Consider the following 21,051-nt stretch of genomic DNA (forward strand, 5'->3'; position numbering starts at 1 on the left):
CGGGGATGGAACGAACGGGGTCAATCTGCGGCGGACCCTAGTCCGGCGCGCCGCCCTCGTCAGCCGCTTTCTGCTTCTTTTTCAACGCCGCGAGCTTTTTCTTCAGCGCCCCGCGGCGGCGGTTTTGATAGGCGCGAATGACCGGCACCGACAGGTAGTAGGCCACCAGCCCCGCGATGATGCCCGGAATGATGCCGCCGATCAGATAGGGGTAGAACACCTCGTGGAAGAAGATCCGCAGGTTCGTCCAATCGGTGGTGTCGCTGGTGAAGATGGCAAGGATGTTGTGCCACAGGTCGTGCCCGGCGTAGGTGAATTTCTCCAGCAGCGAGGCGTGATGCGGCGAGTGCCGGTTGATGCCCAGAAGGAAATACCCGGTCTCCAGCGACACGATGCCGATCGGCACATAGGTCAGAGGGTTGCCAAAGAAGGTCCCGAGCAGCGCCGCGATGATATTGCCGCGCACCAGCCATGCCAGCGTGGCCGCCACAATGAAATGCAGCCCGTAAAGCGGGGTGAAGGTGGTGAAGACACCGGCAAAGATGCCGCGGGCGATGGTTTCAGGCGTGTCGGGCAGGCGGTGCAGACGGTGCTGGACATAACGCGCGGCACGCCCCCAGCCGCCGCGCGGCCAGAAGAATTCGAGCACGGCCCTCCAGACTGGCCGTTTGTCGCGCCGCTTGAAAACCAATGGCGCCCTTCCCCTTTGTCTCTACTCCGCGGCGGCAGGCACGGCCGCCAGGGAGGCATCGCGATGGCGGCTCACAGAGGCCACGTCGCTTTCGGCTTCGAGTGCGGACATCACCGAGTGGAGGTGTTCGGCGTCCCTCAGTTCCAGATCAATCTGAATTCTGAAGAAGTCCGGTTTCCGGTCGATGAAGTGCAGGTCCGAGATATTGGCCCCGCGCTCGCCGATCAAGGTGCAAATACGCCCCAGCACGCCAGCGTCATTGCCGACTGTTGTATCGAGGCTCACATCATAGGCCGCAGGGTGCGTGCCATCGGCCCAATGCAGGTCGACCCAGCGCTCCGGCTGATCCTCGTATTTGGCCAGCGATTCGCAGTCGATGGCATGGACGAAGACGCCCTTGCCGCGTTTGGTGATGCCGATGATGCGCTCGCCCGGCAGCGGCTGACAGCAGCGCGCACGGGTGAAACCGGTGCCCGGCTCGAGGCCGATGACGGCGCGCTGCATCTCCACCTCGTGTTCGTCCGAGGGGGTGAGATCGGGATAGACCGCATGCACCACCTCGCGGGTGGTCAGCTCGGCGCTGCCGAGGCGGGCGAGCAATTCGTCGGCATCCTCGATCCGCAGCGTCTGCGCGGCCTTTTCCAGCACTTTGTCGGTGGATTTCTTGCCCACATGCTCGAAGGCCGAGCGCGCAAGCTCTTGGCCCAGCTTGATGAACCGCCCACGGCCCGCCTCGCGCAGGGCGCGGCGAATGGCGCTGCGCGCCTTGCCGGTGGTGGCGATATCAAGCCATGTGCCCTGCGGCGTCTGACCTTCGGCGGTGATGATCTCGACCGACTGGCCGTTCTTCAGCCGGGTCCAGAGCGGCACGCGGATACCGTCGACCTTGGCGCCGACGCAGGCCGAACCGATGCGGGTGTGGATCGCATAGGCGTAATCGAGCGGCGTGGCGCCGCGCGGCAGCTTCACCACGTCGCCTTTGGGCGTGAAGCAGAACACCTTGTCCGAATACATCTCGAGCTTCACCGCCTCGAGGAATTCGTCGTGATCCTCCTCGGCGTCGAACTGTTCGGTGAGCGAGGAAATCCACTTGGCGGGATCGACGGCAAAGGGGTTCTCGGAGCGCACGCCATCGCGATAGGACCAATGCGCGGCGACACCGGTCTCGGCCACGTCATGCATCTGGCGGGTGCGGATCTGCACCTCGACGCGCTTGCCGTCGCGGCCCGACACGGTGGTGTGGATCGAGCGATAGCCGTTCGACTTGGGCTGGCTGACGTAATCCTTGAACCGGCCCGGCACGGCGCGCCAGCGCTGGTGGATCACGCCGAGCGCGCGATAGGTGTCCATCTCCGAGCGGGTGATCACCCGAAAGCCGTAGATGTCCGACAGGCGGGAAAAGCCCATGCCCTTTTCCTGCATCTTGCGCCAGATCGAATAGGGCTTCTTGGCGCGGCCAAAAACTTCGGCCTCGATGCCCGCCGCCTCAAGCTCGTGGCGCATGTCGCCGGTGATCCGGTGGATCACATCGCCGGCTTCTTTCTGCAGGTTGATGAAGCGCCGGATGATCGAGGCGCGGCCCTCGGGGTTGAGCACCCGGAACGCCAGATCCTCCAGCTCTTCGCGCATCCATTGCATACCCATGCGGCCCGCCAGCGGGGCATAGATATCCATGGTCTCGCGCGCCTTCTGCACCTGCTTTTCCGGGCGCATCGCCTTGATCGTCCGCATGTTGTGCAGACGGTCGGCGAGCTTCACCAGAATCACCCGCAGGTCGCGGGACATGGCCATGAAGAGCTTGCGGAAGTTTTCGGCCTGCTTGGTCTCGGAGGAGGAGAGCTGCAGGTTGGTCAGCTTGGTGACCCCGTCGACCAGATCCGCCACTTCCGAGCCGAAGCGGTCCGCCACATCCTGATAGGAGGCGCGGGTGTCCTCGATCGTATCGTGCAGCAGGGCGGTGATGATCGTCGCGTCGTCCAGTTGCTGCTCTGTGAGGATGGCGGCAACGGCGACGGGATGGGTGAAGTACAGCTCGCCGGAATGGCGGTACTGCCCTTCATGCATCCGCAGGCCATAGTCATAGGCCTCGCGGATCAGCTTTTCATTGGTCTTGGGATTGTAGTTGCGGACCAGTGCAACAAGGTCTTCCGCCGCGATCATGGGCGCCTATCCTTACCCTGGCCCGCTACTGCCGAGCCTCTCAGCTCTCTCCCTGCGCTTCCATAAGGGCGCGAAGGAGCTTTTCCTCGGACATGTCGTCTTCGACCGGTTTGTCCTGCTCGGCGCCCATCAGCAGCGCCATGCTGTCTTCTTCGGGCTCATCGACCTCGATCTGAGTCTGATGCGACTCGATCAGGCGCTCACGCAGTTCATCCGCCGACTGGGTTTCCTCGGCGATTTCGCGCAGGGCGACCACCGGGTTTTTGTCGTTGTCGCGGTCCACGGTGATCGGCGCACCAGACGCCACTTCGCGGGCGCGATGGGAGGCGAGCATCACCAGCTCGAACCGGTTGGGAACCTTGTCGACGCAGTCTTCTACCGTCACGCGTGCCATGAGCGTTTCACCTTGGGTTGACCGTAAGAACGGAGACTCCTACCGCGATGCCTGAAGATTGACAAGCGCAAACGGAGCGTCTTTTCTGCGCAATTCTATCACATCGGCACGACTTCGGCGCGCTGTTCCTGCGGCAGCTCGGCACACATTTGCGCAACCGTCTTTGACAGCAGCGGGTGGCACCAATCAGCGGCGATGTCTTGCAGCGGCACCAAGACAAAGGCGCGGTCCTGCAGGCGCGGGTGCGGAAGAATCAGCTCTGTCGGCGTGACGCCCTGTTGCTTGTCTGCCGGAATATTTCGCCATTCGCTCTGCGTGGTTGTATTTGGCATTACGATTTCGCCAATGGCGATGAGATCAAGATCCAGCGTGCGGCTGCCCCAACGTCTTTCTCTTTCGCGCCCGAACTGTGCTTCGACCCGGTGCAGCGCCGCCAGCACCTCGGCGGGATGTCCGGGACCCGACAGTCGGGCGCAGGCGTTGACATAGTCGGGGCCGAAACCTGCGGGAAAACACGGGGTTGCATAAAAGCGGCTCACCGCCTCCACAGTGTAACCCTCGCTTTCAAGAGCGGTCAGCGCGGCCCGCAGGGTTTGCAGGGGCGATCCTGCTTCGGAGGGCAGGTTTGCGCCCAGTGCCACCAGTATTTGCTGATCCGAAGCCATTAGCGTGCTATCCTTCTGCATATATTGCTCTGCTTGAAAAGCTGATCGAAAGGCTTACTCTCAGAAATGGGCGCCTCCCACACTCATTTTTTCCCACTCACGGATCATGGCGCCCTGATTGCTCGAAAGGACATTTGATGTTTTACAAGGACGAACGGTTGGCGCTGTTCATTGACGGGTCCAACCTGTACGCAGCCGCCAAAGCCCTCGGCTTCGACATCGACTACAAGCTGCTTCGACAAGAATTCGTGCGCCGCGGCAAGATGGTGCGCGCGTTCTATTACACCGCTCTTCTCGAAAACGACGAATATTCGCCGATCCGCCCGCTGGTGGACTGGCTGCACTACAACGGCTTCACCATGGTGACCAAGCCGGCGAAGGAATACACCGACGCCCAGGGCCGCCGTAAGGTGAAAGGCAACATGGACATCGAACTGACCGTTGATGCCATGGAACTGGCGCCGCGCGTCGATCACATCGTGCTGTTCTCTGGGGATGGGGACTTCCGGCCGCTGATCGAAAGCCTGCAGCGTCAGGGCGTGCGCGTTTCTGTCGTCTCGACGATCCGCAGCCAGCCGCCGATGATCGCTGACGAACTTCGTCGTCAGGCCGATAACTTCATCGAACTCGACGAGCTTCGCGAAGTGATCGGGCGTCCGCCGCGGGAGCAGCAGGCGGAGCGCAACTTTGAGGTCGCCAACGGGCACTAAGCCCGATGACAATGCATTTGGGACTGCGGGTGTTATGGGGATGAGGTCCGCAGTTAATGCTTAGTGAGGCTGCCGGTCTTGGCGGCCTCTTCCTCGCGGCGTTTGGCGCCGCGACCATACTGCCGTTCCAGTCCGAGCTGATTTTCGCCGGGCTGCAACTGCGGACAGAGATTCCGGTCTGGGCGCTGGTGCTCGTGGCGAGCATCGGCAACACGCTCGGCTCGGTGGTCAACTATGCGCTTGGCGTCGGGCTCGAGCATTACCGGCACAAGCGGTGGTTTCCTTTGACCGAAGCGCAGCTTGATCGTGCACAGCGCTGGTACGCGCGCTGGGGCATCTGGTCGCTGCTGTTCAGCTGGGCGCCCTTGGGCGACGGGTTCACCGTGGTCGCAGGCATCATGCGCACGCCGCTGTGGCTGTTCGTGTCGCTCGTGGCGATTGCCAAAACAGGCCGCTACATCATCCTTGCGTGGCTCACCAGCGCCACGCTGGGCTGAGCGCCTCTGGACCCGCGCGGTCAGAGCCACTAGGTCTTGGGGTAACGGCAGGCGCCCTTAATCCAAGGTCCGCCAAAGCCCTCACCGATGCTGCGAGCCCTTTCGTGACCGAGACCATGACCAAATCCCCGCTTACCCTCTATCTGGCCGCGCCGCGCGGGTTCTGCGCTGGTGTCGACCGGGCGATCAAGATCGTCGAAATGGCGCTCGAGAAATGGGGCGCGCCGGTCTACGTGCGCCACGAGATCGTGCACAATAAATTCGTCGTCGACGGGCTGCGCGACAAGGGCGCGGTGTTTGTCGAAGAGCTCGAAGAATGCCCGCTCGACCGCCCGGTGATCTTCTCGGCACATGGCGTGCCAAAGGCCGTGCCCGCCGAGGCCGCCCGGCGCGAGATGGTCTATGTCGACGCCACCTGCCCGCTGGTGTCGAAAGTGCATATCGAGGCGGCCCGCCACCACGAAAACGGCCTGCAGATGATCATGATCGGCCATGAGGGCCACCCCGAGACGATCGGCACAATGGGCCAGCTGCCCGAAGGGGAAGTGCTGTTGGTCGAGACCGTCGCCGATGTGGCGCATGTTGACGTCCGCGATCCCGAAAAGCTCGCCTTCGTGACGCAGACCACCCTGTCGGTCGATGACACGGTGGATATTGTGGCGGCGCTGAAGCAGCGCTTTCCGGCCATCGTCGGCCCCCATAAGGAAGACATCTGCTACGCCACCACCAACCGTCAGGACGCGGTGAAGGCCATCGCGGGCGACTGCGACGCGCTGCTGGTGGTGGGGGCGCCCAATTCCTCGAACTCCAAGCGTCTGGTCGAAGTGGCGCGCAAGGCGGGCTGTTCCTACGCCCAGCTTGTGCAGCGCGCCGATGACATCGACTGGCGTGCGCTCGAAGGCATCCGTACGGTGGGTGTCACCGCAGGCGCCTCGGCCCCCGAGGTGCTGATCGACGAGGTCGTCGCCGCCTTTGGCGCGCGCTACGACATGACCGTCGAGCAGGTGGAAACCGCGCAGGAAGACATCGAGTTCAAGGTGCCGCGCGTCCTGCGCATGCCCGCGTGAGCCTGCCAAAGCTCTCGCTGGTCCTGCTGCCGCAGGAGCATGCGATCCTGCGTCTTCCGCCCGACGCCCCCTTTCCCGACTGGACCGGCACCTCGGGCTGCGTCAGCCTGACCCGCGCGCCGGACGAGCTGTCGGTGGTGTGCCCCGCCGCCGTTGTCCCCGCGGGGACAGAGGGCAGCTTTGGCTGGCGGGCGTTCCGTGTCGACACGCTGGCGGGGCTGGACGAACCGGGCGTGGTGCTCGCCGCGGTGAAGCCACTGTCGGAGGCAGCGCTCGGCGTCTTCGTGATCTCCACATTCCTGCGCGACTATCTTCTGGTCAGCGGCGAGAGCTTGGGCCGGGCGCATGCGTTGCTCACGGAGGCCGGGCATCGTATCACCGCAGGCTGACCGCCGTAAGCAACGCCTGCGCCCGTTGACAGGGCAGAGGCGATCGGGAACCTTGCGGCCAGAGCAAGACCCGCCGCGCCCTCGGCCAAGACATTCGGAGGAGAGACCATGCCCCGCCCATTCCCGCTGTGGAGCCGCGCATGAGCTCCGTCCCCCGCGCCCCGCTGTTCCTCGCCCTCGCCGGTCTGCTGCCCTTTCTTTGGTCGGTAGGCACGCATTACAGCGATGACCTTTATGCATGGTCCATGGCGAACCTCGGCAGCCGTTTCGTCGCGCCCTATCTGCAGCTGTCCTATGGCACGGTGATCCTTGCCTTCATGTCCGGCGTGCTCTGGGGCTTTGCCACCAAGGCGGGCGGCAGCAAGGCCGCAGTGGCCTACGCGCTGTCGGTGCTGCCGGCGCTCTGGGCCTTCTTCATGGTGGGCGGCGGGCCGGTGTCGGCGGGGATGAATCTGATCTTCGGCTTTCTCGGCCTGCTGCTGCTCGACGCCTTCTTCCAGCTCTGGGGGCTGACGCCGCGCTGGTGGCTGGCGCTGCGCGTGCCGCTGACGGCGGCGGTGATCGCCTGCCTGTCGGTGGGTGTGTTCCTGTGAGCGACGAGGAAACGCTTCGGGTCTATGCGCAAAAGGCGCGCGACTATGAGGCGCTGGCCCGTCCGGGCGAATACCCTACGCTGACCAGCTTCATCGCGGCGCTGCCCGAGGGCGGCGATGTGCTCGACCTCGGCTGCGGGCCGGGGCTGGAGGCGGCACGAATGGCGCAGGCCGGGCTGAGGGTCGAGGCGATGGACGCTTCGCCCGAGATGGTGGCGCTGGCGGCGGCGCGTCCCGGAGTGGCCGCGCGGCAGGGCAGTTTCGATGATCTTTGCGCAGAGCGCCGATACGATGGGGTCTGGGCCAGCTTCAGCCTGCTGCATGCGCCCCGCGCCGACATGCCGCGCCATCTTGCAGCCATCGCGCGGGCGCTGCGCCCGGACGGTGTGCTGAGCCTGACTCTGAAGGAAGGGCAGGGCGAGGCGCGCGACCGGTTGGGGCGCTTTTATAGCTATTACACCGAGCCCGAACTGCGCCGTCTGCTGGCGGATGTCGGCCTGCGGGTGGATGCCGTTGCGCGCGGCAGCGGGACCGGGCTTGACGGCACCTCGTCGCCATGGCTTAGCGTGCTCGCCCATGGCTGACCTATTTGCATATACCGACGGAGCGTGCTCCGGAAATCCCGGCCCGGGCGGCTGGGGCGTTCTGATGCGCGCGATGGACGGCGACACCGTCAAGAAAGAGCGCGAGCTCAAGGGCGGCGAAGCCGAGACCACCAACAACCGCATGGAGTTGATGGCGGCGATCAGCGCCCTCGAGGCGCTGTCGCGCCCGACGCAGATCACCGTGGTGACCGACAGCGCCTATGTGAAGAACGGCGTCACCGGCTGGATCCACGGCTGGAAGCGCAACGGCTGGAAGACCGCCGCCAAGAAGCCGGTGAAAAACGCCGAGCTGTGGCAGCGGCTCGACGAAGCGCAGAAGCGCCACCAGGTGACCTGGGAATGGGTCAAGGGCCACGCCGGCCACCCCGAGAACGAGCGCGCCGACGAGTTGGCGCGCGCGGGCATGGCGCCCTTCAAGGGCTGAGGCGATGAGCCCGCTCGTCCTTCTCGACTATGCTTCGGTTCTGATCTTCGCGCTGACCGGCGCGCTGGTCGCCAGCCGGGCGCAGCTTGACGTGGTGGGCTTTGCCTTTCTCGCCTGCCTGACCGCCGTCGGCGGCGGCACCACGCGCGATCTGCTGCTCGACCGGCACCCGGTGTTCTGGGTGGCCGAGCCGACCTATCTTGCCATCGCCTGCGCCGCGGCACTGCTGGTCTTCTTCACCGCGCACCGGCTGGAAAGCCGCGCCAAGGCCATTCTCTGGCTCGATGCGGCGGCGCTGTCGGTGGCGGTGGCCGCGGGCAGCTCCATCGCGCAGGCCGAGGGGGCGGCCTGGGGCGTGATCCTCGTGATGGGGGTGATGACCGGCTGTCTTGGCGGGCTCATGCGCGATGTGGTGGCCAATGAGGTGCCGCTGCTGCTGAAACAGGGCGAGCCCTATGCCACCTGTGCCTTATGCGGAGCGCTGGCGCTGCTGGGGGCCGAGGCGCTGGGGTTGCCGCCCTTCTCCGCCGCGCTGGTCTGCGCCGCGGTCACCTTTGCGCTGCGCGCCTCGGCCATCGCCTTTGGCTGGGGCATCCCCGTCTACAAGTCGCGCCCGCCGCGGAAGTGAGCGCGGCGTTGAGGTCAGGCGAGGGGCGCTGCCCCTCGCGCTCCCCGGCGTTTTTCAAAGAGAAGAAGGGGCGGGCGTGGTGCGCGGCGCCCCTAATTTGGCTCACTGCAGGTCGGCGAAGGCCTTTTGCAGGCGGGTGCCGGCCTCTTCGATGGTGGCGCGCGGCGCTGCGAGGTTGATGCGCATGCAGGTCTCGCCGCCGGCGCCGAAGGACGGGCCGGGGCTGACGGCGATCTTGGCGATGTCACGTACCCGCGCGTTGACCTCTTCGAAATTCATGCCGGTGCCGGAGAAATCCACCCAGGCCAGATAGGTCGCCTGCAGCGGCATCGAGCGCAGCCCGGGGATGGCATTGACCATCTCGTCAAAGACCGCGCGGTTGCCGTCGAGATGGGCGATCTGCGCATCCACCCATTCCGCGCCCTCGGGCGAATAGGCGGCAGCGGTCATGATCAGACCCAGCGCGTTGGGCTTGCTGTCGAGCGCGGTCAGCCGGTCTTCCATCTGCTTGCGCAGCCCGTCGTTGCTGATCGTCAGCGCCCCGACCCGCTGGCCGGCGATGTTGAAGGTCTTGGAGGCGGCGGTGAGGGTGATCAGACGGTCCTCGCTCTCGGGCGCGGCCACGGCCATGGGCACGAAGGTTTCGCCGGGGTAGATCAGGTCGTGGTGCACCTCATCCGACAGCAACATCAGATCGTTGCGCTTGGCAAACTCGGCGACGGCGCGCAGCTCTTCGGCGGTCCAGATGCGGCCAGAGGGGTTCTGCGGCGAGCACCAGATCAGCATGGTCTCCTTGCCGGTGAGCCGTGCCTGCGCATCCTCGAGATCAAGCTCGTAGCGGTCGCCCTCGCGCTTCAGCGGGCATTCGGTGACCACCCGGTTGGCGCGGCGCACCTTGGCAGCGAACTCGTGATAGACCGGCGAGAAGATCGCCACGTGATCGCCCGGCGCGGTATAGACGTCGAGGCACATGGCGACGCCATTGCCGAGCCCGTGCACCGGCACGATCCAGTTCTGTTCGATGTCCCAATCGTGCCGCGTCTTCATCCACCATTGCACCGCGCTGGTATAAAGCGACATGGCCGAGAAATAGCCGAAGATCCCGAGATCGACCTGCGCCTGCAGCGCGTCGCGCACGCAGGGCGCGGTGGGATAGTCGGAATCGGCGGTCCACATCGCCAGACCGTCCTCCTGCGGCACGCCGAAGAGTTTCTCCATCAGGTCCCATTTGGCGGAGCCGGTGCCCCGGCGGTCGATCGGTTGGTTGAACAGGTCTTTCATCGGCGACGTCACTTCCCTACAGCATCTCGGACAGGTCTCGCGCCCGACGCTAGCGAACGCGCGCCGGAGTGCAACCACTGCACGGTGCGCATCTTGCGCGATCACGTTCATTTGCCTAAGTGACACCCATGAAACGCCCTATCCTCATTCACCCCGATCCGCGGCTGAAAAAGCTCTGCGCGCCGGTGCCCGATCTGTCGGACGAGCTGCGCGTGCTGGCCGACGACATGCTCGAAACCATGTATGACGCGCCGGGCATCGGGCTGGCCGCGCCGCAGATTGGCGTGCTGGACCGGCTGATCGTGCTCGATTGTGCGCGCCCCGACGATGGCGAGACGCCGCGCCCGCTGGTGATGTTCAACCCGCGGGTGATCGCCAGCTCGGACGAGCGCAACGTTTACGAGGAAGGCTGCCTGTCGATCCCCGAGCAATATGCCGAGGTCGAACGGCCGAAGATCGTGCAGGTGGAATGGCTCGACCGCGACGGCAAGCTGCAGACGGAAGAGTTCGACGGGCTCTGGGCGACCTGCGTGCAGCATGAGATCGACCACCTCGATGGCAAGCTCTTCATCGACTACCTGAAGCCGCTGAAGCGCCAGATGATCACCCGGAAGATGCAGAAGCTGAAGCGCGAGAGGGCGCGGATTTGAGCCTGCTGCCGATCTTGCGCTGGCCCGACCCGCGCCTGTCGCAGGTCTGTGCCGAGGTGGCCTCTGTGGCGGAGGTAACCGATCTGGTCACCGATATGTTCGAGACCATGTATGACGCGCCCGGTCGCGGGCTGGCGGGGCCGCAGGTGGGTGCCATGGTCCGGGTCTTTGTGATGGACGCGGGCTGGAAGGACGGCGAGATGAACCCGCTGGCCTGCATCAACCCGCGCATCCTCTGGGCCTCGGACGAAACGGTCACCGGCGGCGAGGGCTGCCTGTCGATCCCCGGCGTGACGGCGCAGGTGACGCGCGCGGCGCGGATTCGTCTGGGATTTACCGATCTGACCGGCGCGGCGCAGGAGGTCGAACTGTCCGGCCCCGAGGCGATCGTGGCGCAGCATGAATACGACCATCTTGACGGGCTGGTGCATTTCGACCGGCTGGAGCCCGCGGCGCGGGACGCGCTGACGGCCGAGTACGACGCGCTGGCGTAACTCTCTGGCCAGACCTTTGGCTTGACGACCCTGACAAGGAGCGTGGCATGACCGCACGCAAATGCATTCCCTGGCCCGACAAGCGCCTGCGGACCAAGGCCGAGCCGGTCGAGGCGATCACCGATGAGATCCGCGCGCTCTGGGACGATATGATCGACACGATGGAGGCGATGCCCGGCGTCGGTCTGGCCGCGCCGCAGATCGGCGTGCTGCTGCGGCTTGCGGTGGTCGATGCCTCGGAAGAGCGCGGCAAGGCGATCCGCATGGCCAACCCCGAGATCCTGCATGCCTCGGTCAAGATGAACGCGCACGACGAGGCCAGCCCCAACCTGCCCGGCGTCTGGGCGAAGATCGAGCGCCCGCGCGGCGTGACGGTGCGCTTCATGGATGAGACCGGCGAGACGCGGGAGCAGGATTTCGTCGGGCTCTGGGCAACCTCGGTGCAGCATCAGGTCGATCATCTGAACGGCAAGATGTATTTCGACCATCTGGGCAAGGTGAAGCGCGACATGCTGATCCGTAAGTCGAAGAAGCGCGGCTGAGATCGGCCTTCGTCTTGGGCTATGCCCGTGGTCTTTGTCTGTGGCCGCGCTGGCGGTGCGGGCGGGTTTTGCGTATTTGAAGAACAATGAAGCTGCGGCGCCGGTGGGGTGCCGCGGGTTTCGAGTATTTTTGGAAAGATGAAAGGGAGCGGGCGGATGCGCGTGGTCTTCATGGGAACGCCGGAGTTTTCGGTGCCGGTGCTGGAGGCGCTGGCGGGCGCCGGGCACGAGATCGCCGCGGTCTATTGCCAGCCGCCGCGGCCCGCCGGACGCGGCAAGAAAGAGCGTCCCTCGCCGGTGCAGGCGCGGGCCGAAGAGATGGGGCTGGAGGTGCGCCATCCGGTGAGCCTGAAGGGCGCGGAGGCGCAGGCCGAGTTCGCCGCGCTGAAGGCGGATGTGGCGGTGGTCGTGGCCTATGGGCTGATCCTGCCGCAGGCGGTGCTGGATGCGCCGGCCTATGGCTGCCTCAACATCCACGCCTCGCTGCTGCCGCGCTGGCGCGGGGCCGCGCCGATCCACCGGGCGATCCTGTCGGGCGATCCCGAGACCGGCGTGTGCATCATGCAGATGGAGGCCGGGCTCGACACCGGGCCGGTGCTGCTGCGCGAGGCGCTGGAGATTGGCGCGGAAGAGACCACCGGCGCGCTGCACGACCGGCTTTCGGCGCTGGGATCGCGGCTCATCGTCACCGCGCTGGAGCGGCTCGACGATCTGACTCCCGAGGTGCAGCCCGAGGCGGGGGTGACCTACGCCCAGAAGATCGACAAGGCCGAAGCGGTGCTCGACTGGTCTCTAAGCGCCGAGGAGGTGTCGCGGCACATTCGCGGTCTGGCGCCGTTCCCGGGCGCATGGACCATGGCCGGAGACCAGCGGATCAAGCTGCTGGGCGCGCGCGTGGTGCCGGGCGAGGGCGCGCCGGGCGAGGCGCTGGACGATCGGTTCGTCATCGCCTGCGGCAGCGGCGCGGTGCAGGTGACGCGGGCGCAGCGCGCGGGCAAGGGCGCGCAGGACGTCGAGACATTCCTGCGCGGGCTGCGCATCCCTGCGGGCATGGTGCTGGGCTCGGGGCACGACAGCGGTCATCATCCTGGGAAACAGACTGGCCATCAGGCGGGCTGAGCCCCGCGAAAGGAGGGCGGCATGGGACTTCTCTGGCTCATCATCCTAGGCGCGGCGGCGGGGTTTTTTGCCACGCGCGTCATGCAGGTGCGCACCGGTGTCCTGCAGACGGTGCTGATCGGCATGGGCGGCGCGCTGATCGGCGGGCTGGTGCTGCGCGGGCTCATCGCGGTCACCGGGGCGTTGGCCGGTCTGGTGGGCGCGGTGCTGGGCGCCATACTGCTGATCTGGATCTTTCAGAAATTCGGCCCGCGCTGACGGCGGTTCCGCCTCGGAGTGTGCGCTCATGCGAAGGGGCTGCGCGCCCCTGCCTGTTTGCTTGGCCGCCCGATGCCACTAGCTCATGGCCCAGAGCAACGCAGGAGTGCGACAGATGGGCCTACTGGTCGACGGCAAGTGGCAGGACAAATGGTATGACACCGACAAGACCGGCGGCAAGTTCGTGCGGTCCACGGCAAAGTTCCGCAATTGGGTGACCGCTGACGGATCAGCCGGACCCTCGGGCGAGGCGGGTTTCAAGGCCGAACCCGGACGCTACCATCTCTATGTCAGCTATGCCTGTCCCTGGGCGCATCGCGCGCTGATCTTCCGCAAGCTCAAGGGGCTGGAGGATCTGATCTCCTATAGTGCCGTGCATCCCGAGATGCTGTCGGAAGGCTGGGAGTTCCGCACCGATTTCGACGGTGCCACCGGTGACCGGCTGTATGATCTTCCCTACCTGCGCGACGTCTACCTCAAGGCCAACCCGACGGTTTCGGGGCGGGTGACGGTGCCGGTGCTGTGGGACAAGGAGCGCAAGACTATCGCGTCGAACGAGAGCGCCGAGATCATCCGCATGTTCAATAGCGCCTTCGACGGGCTGACCGGCAACGCCGACGACTATTGGCCCGAGGCGCTGCGCGAGGCGATCGAGCCGGTGAACGCGCGCATCTACGACACGGTCAACAACGGCGTCTACAAGGCCGGATTCGCCACCACGCAGGAGGCCTATGAAGAGGCCGTCAGTCCGCTGTTCGACACGCTGGACTGGCTCGAGGAGCGGCTTTCCGGCCAGCGCTACCTAATGGGCGCGCAGATCACCGAGGCCGACTGGCGCCTGTTCACCACGCTGATCCGCTTCGACACGGTGTATCACGGCCACTTCAAGTGCAACCGCGCCCGCATCGTCGATTACCCAGCGCTCTGGGCCTATGTGCGCGAGCTTTATCAGTGGCCGGGGGTCGCCGAGACGGTGCGGCTCGACCATATCTCGCGCCACTACCACTACAGCCACGACACGATCAATCCGCACCGCATCGTGCCGGTGGGGCCGAAGCTTGACCTTGATGCGCCGCACCAGCGCGAGCGTCTGGCAGCGGCCTGAGCCATGTCACGGGGCGCAATGCGCCCCGTAATGCTCGACCATGGCCACAAGATCGGCCGGGGCGGTGGCGCTTGGCAGATAGGCGCAGGCGTTGCCGCAATGGCGGAAGATCGAGCCGTCCGAGAACACCGCCGTGTCGGTGACAAAGACCACGCGGCAGTGCGGTTGGCGGTAAGAGGCGAAATCGGCCACCGCAAGCGCGCTGCCCTCGGCCAGCATCAGGTCGAGCACGATCACGTCGATCTGCTCTTCGAGCATCACCCGTGTCGCCGCCTCCTGACCTGACGCGACGCGAACCTCGGCACCACGGCTTTTGAGATGTCGGCCCCAGAGCCGCGCGAGAGTCTGATCGTGTTGGACTATGAGCACCTTCATCGCTTTCTCCTGACAGGTACTCCCCTGATGTGGTTCCGCATCCGGCACGCTGTCCGGAGGCAGGCGAGAGTTTTATTTGTTTTTTACCCTTCCACCTCCGTTTTCGGCTCGCTTCCTAAAGAAATGATTAATTTTGCTTTCCGATCCCAAGTTTCAGGGGTGCCGCTAGGTCACGCTTGTGTGTTCACAGGCCGCTGCACGCGATGTGATCGCGCGCCAAGGCGGCGCGGTTGCCTGCCCCGTGCGGGCTGATAGGGTAACGCAAATTTTCCCAAGAGGTCCCAATGCGTATCTGGCCCCTTCTGACCGCCCTCCTGCTGCCCGCAGCGGTGCAGGCTCAATCCCTGCAGGCCGTGCCCTGCGGCGGCGATTTCCGCGCCTTTCTGGACGGGGTTGCCGATGAGGCGGTGGCGCAGGGGGCCGATCCCGCGGCTGCGGCGCGGTTCTTCGGCGGATTGCGGCAGGATCCCAAAGTGCTGAAGGCCGACCGGGCGCAGGGCATCTTTCAATCGCCCTTCATCGAGTTTTCGCGCAAGCTGATCTCGCAGGACCGGCTCGACAAGGGCCGCCGCAAGGCCGAGGAATGGGACGCTGTCTTTGACCGGATCGAGAGCGAATACGGCATCTCGCGCGGGGTGCTGCTGGCGTTCTGGGCCTTCGAGACCGATTACGGCGGCTATCAGGGCAACTTCAACACCGCCAACGCTCTGGCCACGCTGGCGCATGACTGTCGCAGGCCCGAGTTGTTCCGCCCGCAGCTGATCGCGGCGCTGGAGCTTTACGAGCATGGCGATTTCGATCCCGCAAAGACCACCGGTGCTTGGGCCGGCGAGATCGGCATGGTGCAGATGCTGCCCAAGGACATCATCGAGAACGGCGTCGATGGCGATGGCGACGGCCATGTGCTGCTCAAGTCCTCGGTGCCCGATGCGCTGATGTCGGGGGCGAAGATGCTCTCGGGGCTTGGCTGGCGCCCGAACGAGCCTTGGCTGCAGGAGATCACCCTCCCGGAGGATTTCGACTGGTCGATGACCGGGCTCGAGACCACCTTGAGCGTCGCCGAGTGGGAGCGTCTTGGCGTGTCGGGCCGCAACGGCGCGCTGGATGACGGGCGCTTGCAGGCGTCGATCCTGCTGCCGCAGGGGCGCGGCGGGCCAGCGTTTATCGCCTATCCGAACTTCCGGGTCTATTTCGAGTGGAACCAGAGCTTCACCTATGTTCTGACCGCGGCCTATTTCGCCACGCGGCTCGAAGGGGCACCGGTCTATGACGCGCGCACACCGGCGCCGGGGCTCTCGGGGCCGCAGATGCAGCAGCTTCAGCGCAAGCTGCAGTCGCGCGGGCATGACGTTGGCGAGGCCGATGGCATCCTCGGCGCTGGCACCCGAGCCGCGGTGCGCCGGATGCAGGCGGAACTGGGGCTGCCGGTGGATGGCTGGCCGACGGAGAGCCTGCTGAACGCGCTCTGATCTGCTCGGCGGCGGGGTTTCGCGCAGGGTGAGCGGCGGGCAGCCGTCGCCACTCAAGCAGGGGAACCGCCGCGCAGCGCGCTGGGTTTTGCGCGCATGATACGTTTTGCGAAACACCCCGCTCCGCTGGCGGCGCTCTTCGCGCTCGCCCTTTCGGCCTGCCTGCCGCAGGAGAAGCAAAGCCCGGCGCAGGAGGGCGTGGGTGCCGAGGACACCGCCGCTGCCATCCCGCAGGATATGCAGGGGCGCTGGGGGCTGGTTCCGGCGGATTGTACCTCGACCCGCGGCGATGCCAAGGGGCTGATGACCGTCGAAGGCGACACGCTGAGCTATTATGAATCGCGCGCAGTTCTGGACGCAGTGGCCGAGAGCGATCCCGAGCGCCTCGAGGCGTCCTTTGCCTTCACCGGCGAGGGGCTCAGTTGGAGCCGGGATGTGGTTCTGGTGCTGCGCGGCGACACGCTGGTGCGGCAGGAGAGTGGGGAGGGCGCGAGCCCCGAGCCGCTGACCTACACGCGCTGCGGCTGATCGCCTCGCGGTGTGGCCGAAGGTACAGGGCCAGCGATCAAGCTGGCCCTTTTGCTGTCATCAAGGGTCAGGCAAGCGCAGCTTCGGCGGCGACCGACAGGCGTAGCAGGCGGTCTTCTTCCATTGGGGCCGCCATCAGCGAGATGCCGCAGCTTGACGCGCCTGTGGGCAGCGTGGTGACGCAGAGGCCCATGACATTGCCGACGCGGGTGTTGCGCAGGGTCAGCAGGTTCTCGGTGACGTAATATTCCTCGTCGGTCATCAGCCGGTCGGCCTGTGGCGGCAGGTTCGGCGCGGTCGGGCAGAGCACCGCGTCAAAGCCCGCCGTGGCCTCGGCCCAAGCGGCGCGCGCCTGCATCATGCGGTTCCACGCATTGATGTACTCGGCAGCGGAGAACTCTTTGCCGCCTTCGAAACGGGCGCGGATCGGCGGGAACATCAGCTCGCCGCGCGCGGTGATCTCATCGCCCCAAGCGGCCCATGCCTCGGCGGTGTAGAGCACACCCGCGTCGCCCATGGGCACGGCCACCTCGGGCACCTCGATCGGCACGATCTCGGCCCCGGCGGCAGCCAGCTTTTCCAGCGCCGCGGCGTAGGCGGCGGCGGGCTCGGGGCGCAGGTCGTCCATCACGATGGTCTGCAGCGTGGCAAGGCGCACGCCCTTGAGCGAGGCACCGGTCAGGTCGGGGGCGTTGCGCCCCTCGAGCGCCGCCAGCATCAGCGCCGCATCCTCGACCGTCTGGCACAGCGGGCCGACGGTGTCGAAGCGCGCCGCCAGCGGCACCGCGCCTTCAAGGGACAGTCGCCCAGCGGTGGTCTTCAACCCCACAAGGTCGTTCCACGCGGAAGGGATGCGCACCGAGCCGCCGGTGTCCGATCCCACCGCCGCCGCGGCCAGCCCGAAGGCGACCGAGGCCGCGGCACCGGAGGAGGAGCCGCCCGCCACCGAGCCCGGGTCATTTACCGAAGGCGGGGTGGCGGTCACCGGGTTGAGCCCGAGGCCGGAGAAGGCCAGTTCGGACAGATGCGTCTTGCCAAGGCAGACAAGGCCCATGGCGGTGGCGGTCTGCAGCACCTTGGCGTCGGTGTCGGGCACGCGGCCCTCGAGCAGCGCGGTTCCCGCCTCGGTGGCGACGCCGGCGGTGTCGAAGAGGTCTTTCCAACTGACCGGCACGCCATCAAGCGGCGAGAGACGGCGCCCCGCCTTGGCGCGAGCACTGGCGGCCTCGGCCTCGGCCAGAGCGCGCTCGGGGGTGAGGCGGGCGTAAATCCGATCCTTCAGCGGGTGCGCCGCGATCTTGTCGAGGAAGGCTTGCGTCAGCGCCACCGGGTCCACTTCGCCCGCACCGATTGCCCGCCCCAGATCCGCCGCGCTCTTGCCTGTCCAGTCCGTCATGCCGCCATCCTATTTTTTGCGTTCGGCGCGACGGTAACGGCACGGCGCCGCATGGACAATCCCGGCCGCAGGACCATAGTACGCCTCATGACACAGGACAGCGATCTGCTCATCATCGGCGGCGGTCTGAACGGCCCCGCGCTTGCGCTGGCGGCGGCACAGGCCGGGCTCAGCTCTACCGTCATCGACGCTCTGCCCGGCGAGACAAGGGCCGATCCAGGGTTCGATGGCCGCGCCTATGCGCTGGCCCTCGCCTCGGTGCGGCTCTTGGCCAATCTCGGCCTCTGGGACGACTTGGCCCCGCAGGCCCAGCCGATGAGCGCCATCCGCGTGACCGACGGACGGGTCGGCGAGGCGGAAGTGTTCCTCGGGCTCGATTTCGCCTCGGCGGAGATCGAAGAAGGGCCGATGGGCCATATGGTCGAGGACCGCTTCCTGCGCCGCGCGCTGCTGCAAGCCATGGCCGATGCGCCACTGGTGACCCATCGCGCGGGATGCACGGTGATCGGGCAGGAGGTGGATGCTTCGGGCGTGACGGTGCAACTGGCGGATGGCGGCAGCCTGCGCGGACGGCTGCTCATCGGCGCCGACGGGCGCAGCAGCGGCACCGCTGCGCGCGCCGGCATCCGGCGCATGGGCTGGAGCTATGGCCAGACCGCGCTGGTCTGTGCCATCGCGCATGAAAAGCCGCATGAGTGCGTGGCGCATCAGTTCTTCATGCCCAGCGGGCCGCTGGCGATCCTGCCGCTGACCGGCAACCGCAGCTCGATCGTCTGGAGCGAGAGCGATGCGCAGGCCCGCGCGATCAACGCGCTGCCCGACGACGCGTATCTGCAGGTGCTGCGCCCGCGCTTCGGCGATTTCCTCGGAGAGATCTCGCTGGCCGGGCCGCGCTATACCTATCCGCTGGGGCTGACGCTGGCGAACAGCTTCATCGGCGCGCGGCTGGCGCTGTTGGGGGATGCGGCGCATGGCATGCATCCGATCGCCGGGCAGGGGCTCAACGCCGGGCTGCGCGATGTCGCCGCGCTGGCGCATGTGCTGGCGCATGCGCAGCGGCGCGGTGAGGATGTGGCCTCGGAGCTCGTGCTGGCGCGCTACCAGAGCTGGCGTCGCTTCGACACGGCGGCACTGGCATCGGCGACCGATCTGTTCAACCGGCTCTTCTCGAACGACAATCCGCTGCTGCGCGCCGGGCGTGATTTTGGCATGGCGCTGGTTCAGGGGATGCCGGGGCTGCGCCGCAACTTCGTGCGCGAGGCGGCCGGGCTGACCGGCGATCTGCCCGATCTCATGGCCAAATGAGCCGCAAAGCGATCCGCCGGGGAAGGTGAGCCAAGCTCCTTCGAAGGAGCTTGCACATCTCTTCGAAGAGATTTGGCGGCGCAGGCCCTCACCGGACCTGCGTCGCCGCGCGTTCAGCGGATGCGCTGCCCGTTGGCCAGCAGATGCCCGTCGGCGTCCACTTCGATGGTCGAGGTCATCGTGTCGGGCTCGGACCCGGCCACGGTGAACATGCCCAGCATCATCCGCGCGCCCATGGCGTCCTGCTGGCTCAGCAGCCCCATGGCGATCAGCTTGTCGATCAGCCCATTGGCCCCGGCGAGGGTGAAATTGACCGCGCCCTCGGGCCGCGGCATGCCGCCATAGCTTTCGGTGTCCTCGTTGTGGAAGGTGAAATCGCCCGCCCCGGTGATCTTGGCGCCCGCCACCTCAAGCGTCAGGCTATTGAGCGACAGCGCATTGAGCTCGGCAGGGGCAGTCTCTTCGCCTTCAAGCTGCGCGAGATCGGCGGGATCGAAGATCGACACCAGCGGTGTCGCCTTGCCGGTGATATCGAACGCCAGCGTCGCCGGATCGCGCGGCAGGCTGCCGCCGGGATCGAAGATGCCCCAAATCTGATCCGACACGGTCAGCCCGCCCAAGGTAAGGCCAAGCGCCAGATCCTGCGGCGTGTCGGATTTGGCCAGCGGCAGCGTCATATTGTAAGCGACCTCGTCCATCGCGGCGCTGACTGGGAAGGGCAGAGAGCTGCCCTCGGCCTCGTAGTTCAGCGTATCGAGCGACAAGGCGTAGCTTAGATGCGCGCCATCGATCGACCCCTCGAAGCTGCCGCCTTTCGAGCTGCTGCTGCCGGTCATCGTCTCGCCGTCCTGAGTGACTGCAAAGCTCGCCTGCCCAGTCTCATAAGTGAACCGCCCGCTGCCCTCGAAACCCGCGGCCATGAAGGCGGCGGCATCCTCGCTGCCCATCTCGTCGGGGATCACCGACATGCCGCTGCTGGCCAGCCCGGTCATGCGTCCGGAGATTTGCCCGGTGACATTCTCTTCCTCGGGGTTGCTGCCCGACAGGTCGTAGCGCAGCTCGTCGGTCTTGTAGCTGTGGCTGTAGCGCCTTGTGCCATCGCTGCTGTCCACTTCAGAGCTGCCGCTGAGCGGGCCTGTGGCGAGGCTGGCGCTGATCACCTCACGCGGCAGTTCCTCGCCTTCGGCCACCAGACGCACCAGATCGAGCGATGTGGCGGCGGCGCTATAGCTGTAGTCCATCGCCTCCGGAGTGCCGGACGCGATCATCTCCAGCGCCTCCTGACCCAGTTCCAGCGTCATCTCGACCGGCTCGGCCCCCTCTTCGGTGACGCGAATGTCGATCGGCATCGGGCTGGGGAAGCGGATCCCGACAGTGCCGTCGCCGAGGTCTTCGAAGGTCAGATCACCAAAGGCGACCGTCACGTCGCCCGCGGCCTGCGCCTCACCGGCGGCCACCGCCATGGTGAGCGTCAGATCGCTCAGCAGCAGATTTCCGCCGCTGGGGCTTTCGGTCACCGAGACCTCATAGCCGACCCCCTCGAGCATGCCCGACAGGTCATCCCACACCTGTTCGGGGGTGACATCCGCGAGTGCGGGCGGCGTCAGTGCCAATGCCGCGACACCGGCTCCCATGACCCCAGTCAGAACACGCATCCCCAATCCCTTCCATGGCGTATATCGCAATCAATGGCCTAGAGTTCGCCT

At 66.0% G+C, this 21,051-nt stretch carries 25 protein-coding genes; 17 read left to right on the plus strand and 8 right to left on the minus strand.

Annotated features, from left to right (window positions below):
• Positions 1–37 precede the first annotated feature (37 nt).
• From AYJ57_RS08560 to folK, 4 genes are all read right to left on the minus strand, one after another.
• Positions 38–691 carry a DUF2062 domain-containing protein gene (locus tag AYJ57_RS08560; protein ID WP_066103757.1) on the minus strand — a complete coding sequence of 218 codons (654 nt, stop codon included), beginning with the start codon at positions 689–691 and terminating at the stop codon, positions 38–40.
• 21 nt (positions 692–712) lie between these two features.
• Positions 713–2,851, minus strand: coding sequence for a RelA/SpoT family protein (locus tag AYJ57_RS08565; protein WP_066103761.1), 2,139 nt, complete (start codon positions 2,849–2,851; stop codon positions 713–715).
• Positions 2,852–2,891: 40 nt separating this feature from the next.
• Positions 2,892–3,245, minus strand: a complete 354-nt coding sequence (gene rpoZ, locus AYJ57_RS08570) for a DNA-directed RNA polymerase subunit omega (RefSeq protein ID WP_066103762.1) — start codon at positions 3,243–3,245, stop codon at positions 2,892–2,894.
• 98 nt (positions 3,246–3,343) lie between these two features.
• Complete coding sequence (gene folK / locus AYJ57_RS08575) at positions 3,344–3,931, minus strand: 2-amino-4-hydroxy-6-hydroxymethyldihydropteridine diphosphokinase (RefSeq protein ID WP_237220135.1); 588 nt, start codon at positions 3,929–3,931, stop codon at positions 3,344–3,346.
• Positions 3,932–4,047: 116 nt separating this feature from the next.
• Between folK and AYJ57_RS08580 the strand changes: the two genes are divergently transcribed.
• From AYJ57_RS08580 to AYJ57_RS08615, 8 genes are all read left to right on the plus strand, one after another.
• The gene (locus AYJ57_RS08580) at positions 4,048–4,620 is read left to right on the plus strand and encodes a LabA-like NYN domain-containing protein (RefSeq protein ID WP_066103767.1); all 573 of its coding nucleotides are present in this window, start codon (positions 4,048–4,050) and stop codon (positions 4,618–4,620) included.
• 56 nt (positions 4,621–4,676) lie between these two features.
• Positions 4,677–5,117, plus strand: coding sequence for a YqaA family protein (locus AYJ57_RS08585; protein ID WP_066103769.1), 441 nt, complete (start codon positions 4,677–4,679; stop codon positions 5,115–5,117).
• 116 nt (positions 5,118–5,233) lie between these two features.
• The gene (gene ispH, locus AYJ57_RS08590; protein WP_066106891.1) at positions 5,234–6,184 is read left to right on the plus strand and encodes a 4-hydroxy-3-methylbut-2-enyl diphosphate reductase; all 951 of its coding nucleotides are present in this window, start codon (positions 5,234–5,236) and stop codon (positions 6,182–6,184) included.
• A complete protein-coding gene (locus AYJ57_RS08595; protein ID WP_083191192.1) occupies positions 6,181–6,573 on the plus strand; it encodes an ACT domain-containing protein in 393 nt (130 codons plus the stop codon). The genes ispH and AYJ57_RS08595 overlap by 4 nt, the downstream gene beginning before the upstream one ends.
• A 140-nt stretch (positions 6,574–6,713) precedes the next feature.
• Positions 6,714–7,166: a DUF3429 domain-containing protein gene (locus tag AYJ57_RS08600; RefSeq protein ID WP_066106896.1), complete on the plus strand. Its 453-nt coding sequence runs from the start codon at positions 6,714–6,716 to the stop codon at positions 7,164–7,166.
• The gene (locus tag AYJ57_RS08605; RefSeq protein WP_066103771.1) at positions 7,163–7,750 is read left to right on the plus strand and encodes a class I SAM-dependent DNA methyltransferase; all 588 of its coding nucleotides are present in this window, start codon (positions 7,163–7,165) and stop codon (positions 7,748–7,750) included. Before AYJ57_RS08600 ends, AYJ57_RS08605 begins: the two co-directional genes overlap by 4 nt.
• Entirely contained in the window at positions 7,743–8,195 is a 453-nt protein-coding gene (rnhA, locus tag AYJ57_RS08610) for a ribonuclease HI (RefSeq protein ID WP_066103773.1), read from the plus strand. The genes AYJ57_RS08605 and rnhA overlap by 8 nt, the downstream gene beginning before the upstream one ends.
• A 4-nt stretch (positions 8,196–8,199) precedes the next feature.
• Positions 8,200–8,823 carry a trimeric intracellular cation channel family protein gene (locus tag AYJ57_RS08615; protein WP_066103775.1) on the plus strand — a complete coding sequence of 208 codons (624 nt, stop codon included), beginning with the start codon at positions 8,200–8,202 and terminating at the stop codon, positions 8,821–8,823.
• 102 nt (positions 8,824–8,925) lie between these two features.
• Here AYJ57_RS08615 and AYJ57_RS08620 read toward each other — a convergent pair whose 3' ends face one another.
• The gene (locus AYJ57_RS08620) at positions 8,926–10,104 is read right to left on the minus strand and encodes a MalY/PatB family protein (protein WP_066103777.1); all 1,179 of its coding nucleotides are present in this window, start codon (positions 10,102–10,104) and stop codon (positions 8,926–8,928) included.
• A 128-nt stretch (positions 10,105–10,232) separates the two neighbouring features.
• Between AYJ57_RS08620 and def (AYJ57_RS08625) the strand changes: the two genes are divergently transcribed.
• The 6 genes from def (AYJ57_RS08625) to AYJ57_RS08650 all read left to right on the plus strand — a co-directional run bounded on the left by def (AYJ57_RS08625) (position 10,233) and on the right by AYJ57_RS08650 (position 14,272).
• Positions 10,233–10,754, plus strand: coding sequence for a peptide deformylase (def, locus tag AYJ57_RS08625; protein WP_066103778.1), 522 nt, complete (start codon positions 10,233–10,235; stop codon positions 10,752–10,754).
• On the plus strand, positions 10,751–11,248 hold the full coding sequence (def, locus tag AYJ57_RS08630) for a peptide deformylase (protein ID WP_066103780.1): 498 nt from the start codon (positions 10,751–10,753) through the stop codon (positions 11,246–11,248). The genes def (AYJ57_RS08625) and def (AYJ57_RS08630) overlap by 4 nt, the downstream gene beginning before the upstream one ends.
• Positions 11,249–11,295: 47 nt before the next feature.
• Entirely contained in the window at positions 11,296–11,790 is a 495-nt protein-coding gene (def, locus tag AYJ57_RS08635) for a peptide deformylase (RefSeq protein WP_066103782.1), read from the plus strand.
• A 156-nt stretch (positions 11,791–11,946) separates the two neighbouring features.
• Positions 11,947–12,909 carry a methionyl-tRNA formyltransferase gene (gene fmt / locus AYJ57_RS08640; RefSeq protein ID WP_066103784.1) on the plus strand — a complete coding sequence of 321 codons (963 nt, stop codon included), beginning with the start codon at positions 11,947–11,949 and terminating at the stop codon, positions 12,907–12,909.
• A 21-nt stretch (positions 12,910–12,930) separates the two neighbouring features.
• Entirely contained in the window at positions 12,931–13,167 is a 237-nt protein-coding gene (locus AYJ57_RS08645; RefSeq protein ID WP_066103786.1) for a GlsB/YeaQ/YmgE family stress response membrane protein, read from the plus strand.
• A gap of 115 nt (positions 13,168–13,282) precedes the next feature.
• A complete protein-coding gene (locus AYJ57_RS08650) occupies positions 13,283–14,272 on the plus strand; it encodes a glutathione S-transferase family protein (protein ID WP_066103788.1) in 990 nt (329 codons plus the stop codon).
• Between the two features lie 6 nt (positions 14,273–14,278).
• On the opposite strand, the gene AYJ57_RS08655 is transcribed toward AYJ57_RS08650, so the two are convergent.
• On the minus strand, positions 14,279–14,647 hold the full coding sequence (locus tag AYJ57_RS08655; RefSeq protein WP_066103790.1) for a response regulator transcription factor: 369 nt from the start codon (positions 14,645–14,647) through the stop codon (positions 14,279–14,281).
• A 284-nt stretch (positions 14,648–14,931) separates the two neighbouring features.
• Here AYJ57_RS08655 and AYJ57_RS08660 point away from each other — a divergent pair, with 284 nt between their 5' ends.
• Together AYJ57_RS08660 and AYJ57_RS08665 are read left to right on the plus strand one after the other, a co-directional pair.
• The gene (locus tag AYJ57_RS08660; protein WP_066103792.1) at positions 14,932–16,116 is read left to right on the plus strand and encodes a lytic murein transglycosylase; all 1,185 of its coding nucleotides are present in this window, start codon (positions 14,932–14,934) and stop codon (positions 16,114–16,116) included.
• Positions 16,117–16,212: 96 nt separating this feature from the next.
• The gene (locus tag AYJ57_RS08665; RefSeq protein ID WP_066103794.1) at positions 16,213–16,644 is read left to right on the plus strand and encodes a hypothetical protein; all 432 of its coding nucleotides are present in this window, start codon (positions 16,213–16,215) and stop codon (positions 16,642–16,644) included.
• Between the two features lie 67 nt (positions 16,645–16,711).
• Here AYJ57_RS08665 and AYJ57_RS08670 read toward each other — a convergent pair whose 3' ends face one another.
• Positions 16,712–18,040, minus strand: a complete 1,329-nt coding sequence (locus AYJ57_RS08670; RefSeq protein ID WP_066103796.1) for an amidase — start codon at positions 18,038–18,040, stop codon at positions 16,712–16,714.
• 87 nt (positions 18,041–18,127) lie between these two features.
• Between AYJ57_RS08670 and AYJ57_RS08675 the strand changes: the two genes are divergently transcribed.
• Positions 18,128–19,345 (plus strand): UbiH/UbiF/VisC/COQ6 family ubiquinone biosynthesis hydroxylase, encoded by a 1,218-nt coding sequence (locus AYJ57_RS08675; RefSeq protein WP_066103799.1) that lies wholly within the window; start codon positions 18,128–18,130, stop codon positions 19,343–19,345.
• Between the two features lie 113 nt (positions 19,346–19,458).
• Here AYJ57_RS08675 and AYJ57_RS08680 read toward each other — a convergent pair whose 3' ends face one another.
• Entirely contained in the window at positions 19,459–21,000 is a 1,542-nt protein-coding gene (locus AYJ57_RS08680) for a DUF2125 domain-containing protein (RefSeq protein ID WP_066103801.1), read from the minus strand.
• Positions 21,001–21,051: the final 51 nt, after the last annotated feature.

It is taken from the genome of Salipiger sp. CCB-MM3 (assembly GCF_001687105.1).
Lineage (GTDB): Bacteria > Pseudomonadota > Alphaproteobacteria > Rhodobacterales > Rhodobacteraceae > Salipiger.

Excerpts from the sequence above, each read along its gene's own strand:
- AYJ57_RS08565 (WP_066103761.1), bottom strand. The coding sequence starts at position 2,851 with ATGATCGCGGCGGAAGACCTTGTTGCACTGGTCCGCAACTACAATCCC.
- rpoZ (WP_066103762.1), bottom strand. The coding sequence starts at position 3,245 with ATGGCACGCGTGACGGTAGAAGACTGCGTCGACAAGGTTCCCAACCGG.
- folK (WP_237220135.1), bottom strand. The coding sequence starts at position 3,931 with ATGCAGAAGGATAGCACGCTAATGGCTTCGGATCAGCAAATACTGGTG.
- AYJ57_RS08580 (WP_066103767.1), top strand. The coding sequence starts at position 4,048 with ATGTTTTACAAGGACGAACGGTTGGCGCTGTTCATTGACGGGTCCAAC.
- AYJ57_RS08585 (WP_066103769.1), top strand. The coding sequence starts at position 4,677 with ATGCTTAGTGAGGCTGCCGGTCTTGGCGGCCTCTTCCTCGCGGCGTTT.
- ispH (WP_066106891.1), top strand. The coding sequence starts at position 5,234 with ATGACCAAATCCCCGCTTACCCTCTATCTGGCCGCGCCGCGCGGGTTC.
- AYJ57_RS08600 (WP_066106896.1), top strand. The coding sequence starts at position 6,714 with ATGAGCTCCGTCCCCCGCGCCCCGCTGTTCCTCGCCCTCGCCGGTCTG.
- rnhA (WP_066103773.1), top strand. The coding sequence starts at position 7,743 with ATGGCTGACCTATTTGCATATACCGACGGAGCGTGCTCCGGAAATCCC.
- AYJ57_RS08615 (WP_066103775.1), top strand. The coding sequence starts at position 8,200 with ATGAGCCCGCTCGTCCTTCTCGACTATGCTTCGGTTCTGATCTTCGCG.
- AYJ57_RS08620 (WP_066103777.1), bottom strand. The coding sequence starts at position 10,104 with ATGAAAGACCTGTTCAACCAACCGATCGACCGCCGGGGCACCGGCTCC.
- def (WP_066103778.1), top strand. The coding sequence starts at position 10,233 with ATGAAACGCCCTATCCTCATTCACCCCGATCCGCGGCTGAAAAAGCTC.
- def (WP_066103782.1), top strand. The coding sequence starts at position 11,296 with ATGACCGCACGCAAATGCATTCCCTGGCCCGACAAGCGCCTGCGGACC.
- fmt (WP_066103784.1), top strand. The coding sequence starts at position 11,947 with ATGCGCGTGGTCTTCATGGGAACGCCGGAGTTTTCGGTGCCGGTGCTG.
- AYJ57_RS08645 (WP_066103786.1), top strand. The coding sequence starts at position 12,931 with ATGGGACTTCTCTGGCTCATCATCCTAGGCGCGGCGGCGGGGTTTTTT.
- AYJ57_RS08650 (WP_066103788.1), top strand. The coding sequence starts at position 13,283 with ATGGGCCTACTGGTCGACGGCAAGTGGCAGGACAAATGGTATGACACC.
- AYJ57_RS08655 (WP_066103790.1), bottom strand. The coding sequence starts at position 14,647 with ATGAAGGTGCTCATAGTCCAACACGATCAGACTCTCGCGCGGCTCTGG.
- AYJ57_RS08660 (WP_066103792.1), top strand. The coding sequence starts at position 14,932 with ATGCGTATCTGGCCCCTTCTGACCGCCCTCCTGCTGCCCGCAGCGGTG.
- AYJ57_RS08665 (WP_066103794.1), top strand. The coding sequence starts at position 16,213 with ATGATACGTTTTGCGAAACACCCCGCTCCGCTGGCGGCGCTCTTCGCG.
- AYJ57_RS08670 (WP_066103796.1), bottom strand. The coding sequence starts at position 18,040 with ATGACGGACTGGACAGGCAAGAGCGCGGCGGATCTGGGGCGGGCAATC.
- AYJ57_RS08675 (WP_066103799.1), top strand. The coding sequence starts at position 18,128 with ATGACACAGGACAGCGATCTGCTCATCATCGGCGGCGGTCTGAACGGC.
- AYJ57_RS08680 (WP_066103801.1), bottom strand. The coding sequence starts at position 21,000 with ATGCGTGTTCTGACTGGGGTCATGGGAGCCGGTGTCGCGGCATTGGCA.